At 57.6% G+C, this 3,906-nt stretch carries 4 protein-coding genes; 1 reads left to right on the top strand and 3 read right to left on the bottom strand.

The window, feature by feature from the left end; all coding sequences use genetic code 11:
• Positions 1-1,462: glyceraldehyde-3-phosphate dehydrogenase (locus AC1DLB_RS23860; RefSeq protein WP_477785754.1), on the top strand; the 1,462-nt coding region annotated here is incomplete at its 5' end.
• Positions 1,463-1,554: 92 nt separating this feature from the next.
• Here AC1DLB_RS23860 and AC1DLB_RS23855 read toward each other — a convergent pair.
• The 3 genes from AC1DLB_RS23855 to AC1DLB_RS23845 all read right to left on the bottom strand — a co-directional run bounded on the left by AC1DLB_RS23855 (position 1,555) and on the right by AC1DLB_RS23845 (position 3,792).
• Positions 1,555-2,244 carry an endonuclease gene (locus AC1DLB_RS23855; protein ID WP_477744350.1) on the bottom strand — a complete coding sequence of 230 codons (690 nt, stop codon included), beginning with the start codon at positions 2,242-2,244 and terminating at the stop codon, positions 1,555-1,557.
• Between the two features lie 4 nt (positions 2,245-2,248).
• On the bottom strand, positions 2,249-2,539 hold the full coding sequence (locus AC1DLB_RS23850; RefSeq protein WP_064616810.1) for a DUF1654 domain-containing protein: 291 nt from the start codon (positions 2,537-2,539) through the stop codon (positions 2,249-2,251).
• A 164-nt stretch (positions 2,540-2,703) separates the two neighbouring features.
• Positions 2,704-3,792 carry an asparaginase gene (locus tag AC1DLB_RS23845; protein WP_477744349.1) on the bottom strand — a complete coding sequence of 363 codons (1,089 nt, stop codon included), beginning with the start codon at positions 3,790-3,792 and terminating at the stop codon, positions 2,704-2,706.
• Positions 3,793-3,906 lie beyond the last annotated feature (114 nt).

Genomic DNA, 3,906 nt, shown 5'->3' with positions numbered 1-3,906 from the left:
GTGGAAGGTTCCCGTGACTCAGAAGCCCGACCAGTGTCTTGGTGAATGGATCGACCGTGAAGCACTCGCAGAAGCGATGATTCCGCTTATCGGTCAGCTCTACCGCAATAACAACGTGGTGAGCTCGATCTATGGCCGCAGTCTGATCAACCAGTCTGTCATCGCGATTCTCAAAGCTCACCGCTTTGCTCGCCATCGCCAGTCCGATGACAGCGAATTGTCCGTCCACGAAACATTCCCGCTGCTCAAGGCAATGAGCGAGCTCAAGCTCGGCGCTGCTTCGGTAGATCTGGGCAAGTTGGCCGTCAAATTCAAGGCCGAAGGCAATGGCCGTACCGCCGAAGCGTTCGTCCGTGATGAACTGGCTGATGTGGTCGGCAAGCAGAATGGTTCCGGTCGTACCGGCACCGACGTTGTCCTGTACGGCTTCGGTCGTATCGGTCGTCTGCTGGCGCGCATCCTGATCGAGAAAACCGGTGGTGGCGACGGCCTGCGTCTGCGTGCCATCGTTGTCCGCAAGGGCGCCGAGAACGATCTGGTCAAGCGTGCCAGCCTGCTGCGTCGCGACTCGGTGCACGGTTCGTTCAACGGCACCATCACCATCGATGAAGCCAACAACACCATCACCGCTAACGGCAACCTGATCCAGGTTATCTACGCGAAGAACCCGACTGAAGTGGATTACACCCAGTACGGCATCAAAAACGCGTTGCTGGTGGACAACACCGGTGTATGGCGTGACGCCGACGGCCTGGGTCAGCACCTGGCCTGCCCGGGTATCGACCGCGTTGTTCTGACCGCGCCTGGCAAAGGCAAGCTGAAGAACATCGTTCACGGTATCAACCACGGTGAAATCACCGCTGACGACAAGATCGTTTCTGCCGCTTCCTGCACCACCAACGCCATCGTGCCGGTGCTGAAAGCTGTCAACGACAAGTTCGGCATCGTCAACGGTCACGTTGAAACGGTTCACTCGTACACCAACGACCAGAACCTGATCGACAACTTTCACAAAGGCAATCGTCGTGGCCGTAGTGCCGCGTTGAACATGGTGATCACCGAGACCGGTGCTGCCACGGCTGCCGCCAAGGCGCTGCCTGAACTGGCCGGCAAGCTGACCGGTAACGCGATTCGTGTTCCGACGCCAAACGTGTCGATGGCCATTCTCAACCTGAACCTTGAGAAAGCCACCACCCGTGAAGAGATGAACGAGTACCTGCGCTACATGGCGCTGCACTCCGATCTGCATAAGCAAATCGACTTCGTCAACTCGCAGGAAGTGGTTTCCACCGACTTCGTGGGCTCGCGCCACGCAGGCGTAGTGGACGCTGAAGCGACCATCTGCAACGACAACCGCGTTGTTCTGTACGTCTGGTACGACAACGAATTCGGTTACAGCTGCCAGGTAGTTCGCGTGATGGAAGACATGGCCGGTGTAAACCCGCCAGCATTCCCGCGCTAAGCCTTAGCCGCACATGAAAACGCCCCGACTTCGGTCGGGGCGTTTTTGTTTGTGCGGGGCGCAATCTGCCGGGAGAAAGTGCTGGCAGCCGGTTAGCCGCAAGCCTTCATGTCTACGGGGCCGACAAACTCATTGCCGCGGCCCATCACGCACGCCACGCTCTGGTTGCGCTGACGTTCCCATGCCTGAACCGGGTAGGTCTTGTTCCAGGCTTCGTACAATTGCCGATCCTGTTTCGACAGGCGTAAGCCGTACTGCTTGCTCATGTAGAAATAGGTTCGGGCGATCATGCCGCGAATGGAAGGGCGGGGCATGACCTTCTTCGCCTTGAAGTCGATCTGAGTCAGGCACGAGCCATATTGACCCGATTGCACGGGTAGCCAGCCGAAACTGAAATTGCTCCGATCGCCATTCACCTCGCCGATGCTGGGTACCAGATTGTGCAGGTCGGCCTCAGCTTTTTGATAGGTCGGGTCGTAGCGCGTGCAGTTCTTGCGACCTCCTTGTTGCCAGCACTGACGCTGATGGCCGATCTGCCAGGCCGGGACAATGTGTTCCCACTCGATGCGCGAGGCGCGCTTGGCGTTTTTGCGTGGCACATAACCACAGGCGGCGAGGTTCACGCGGTCGCCGGTGTATTTGCAGCCGCAATAGAACTCGGTGGATTGCGGAGCGTACAACTTCCAGGCGACTTTCTTGGCTTCGTTGAAGGTGCGTGGGGCGCCAGCCTGGGCGCCAAGGGTGATGAGCAGAAACAGCAAAGCAAGCCAGCGGACGCTCATTGACTCAATCTTCCTTCGGCACAACCCAGAAAATCTGCACGCCGCCATCGTCGCGATGGGCGAGGGTGACGTTGTCGTTCTCGTCGATTTCTTCGAGCAAACGCTCCCACTCATCCACGGGTTCGTCCGGAAGACGGAAGATCAGTGCAGCTTTGGCTTTCTGGGCGGTGGGGGAATTGATGATTTTCTGAATGCGCATACCCAGGCGTTCGTAAGCGTCAGGAGAGGCGGAGGTAGTGGCCACGGAGTTATCCTTATTAAGCTGTACGTGCATACAGTATTTAACTGTAGGCATTTTCGCAACTGCTTAAAATTCAAGAAAATCTTCTGACAGTGGTTTTTTCCGTTTGGTGTAGGGCGAAGGGAGATTTTTTATCGGAAAGAGGTCGTGAACCACTCGCCAGGACTGGCGAGTGGTGACAGCGGTGCCCGACCGCGAACGGGTCGGGCGCGGGCGAATCAGTACTCCCAGAACATCCGTTGCAGCTCTTTGCTGTCGTTGGTCTTGGTCAGTGCGACCATGGCCAGGATGCGGGCTTTTTGCGGGTTCAGGTCGTGAGCAACAACCCAGTCGTACTTGTCGTCAGGCTGTTCAGCGTTACGCAGCACGAAACCGCCGGCATTGACGTGAGAAGAGCGAATGATTTGTACGCCGTCTTTGCGCAAGGCCTGCAGGGCGGGAACCACGCGGGACGATACCGAGCCATTGCCGGTGCCGGCGTGGATGATGGCTTTGGCGCCCGACTGCGCAAGGGCTTTGTAGGCGGTGTCGCTGACGTTGCCATAGGAGTAGGCAATTTCGACGTCAGGCAGACTCTTGATGGTTTTGATGTCGAATTCCGAGTCCGTGGTGTGACGCTTGGCCGGCAGGCGGAACCAGTAGGATTTGCCTTCGACCACCATGCCCAACGGGCCCCAGGCACTTTTGAACGCCTCGGTCTTGATGTTGATCATTTTGCTGACATCGCGACCCGACTGGATTTCATCGTTCATGGTCACCAACACGCCTTTGCCGCGCGCGTCTTTGCTGCTGGCCACGGCGACGGCGTTGTACAGGTTCAGCATGCCGTCGGCCGACATGGCGGTGCCAGGGCGCATGGAGCCGACGACGATAATCGGCTTGTCGGTTTTCTCCACCAGGTTCAGGAAGTAAGCAGTTTCTTCCAGGGTGTCGGTGCCGTGGGTGATGACAATGCCATCGACGTCTTTGCTGTCGGCCAGTTCAGCCACGCGACGTCCCAGTTGCAGCAGGTTGTCGTTGGTGATGCTTTCGGATGCGATCTGCATGACTTGTTCGCCGCGAACGTTGGCCAATTGGCTCAGTTCCGGAACTCCTGCGATCAATTGTTCGATGCCGACTTTCGCCGCTTGGTAGGTGGCGCTGTTGGCGGCGCTGGCGCCCGCGCCGGCAATGGTGCCGCCGGTGGCCAGGATCACCACGTTCGCCAGTTTCTGTTGGGTTTCGATTTCTTTTGCCTGAAGGGCTGTAGGCAGAAGCATAAGCAGGGCCAAGGCGCCCGGAATAAAAGTGTTGAAGGCAGATTTCATTATTGTTTTCTCTAGTAGTGAGGCGGTGCAGATGCAAGTTCATCTAGAAGCGCCCCAAGCAGATCTGAACGCCGGGGGTGTAGAAGAAGAGCAGGATCTGTACCAGTCGGACGC

The organism is Pseudomonas sp. 05N434 (genome assembly GCF_056396965.1).
Note: the sequence above shows the minus strand (reverse complement) of the source record. Positions and strands in the feature narration are given on the sequence as shown.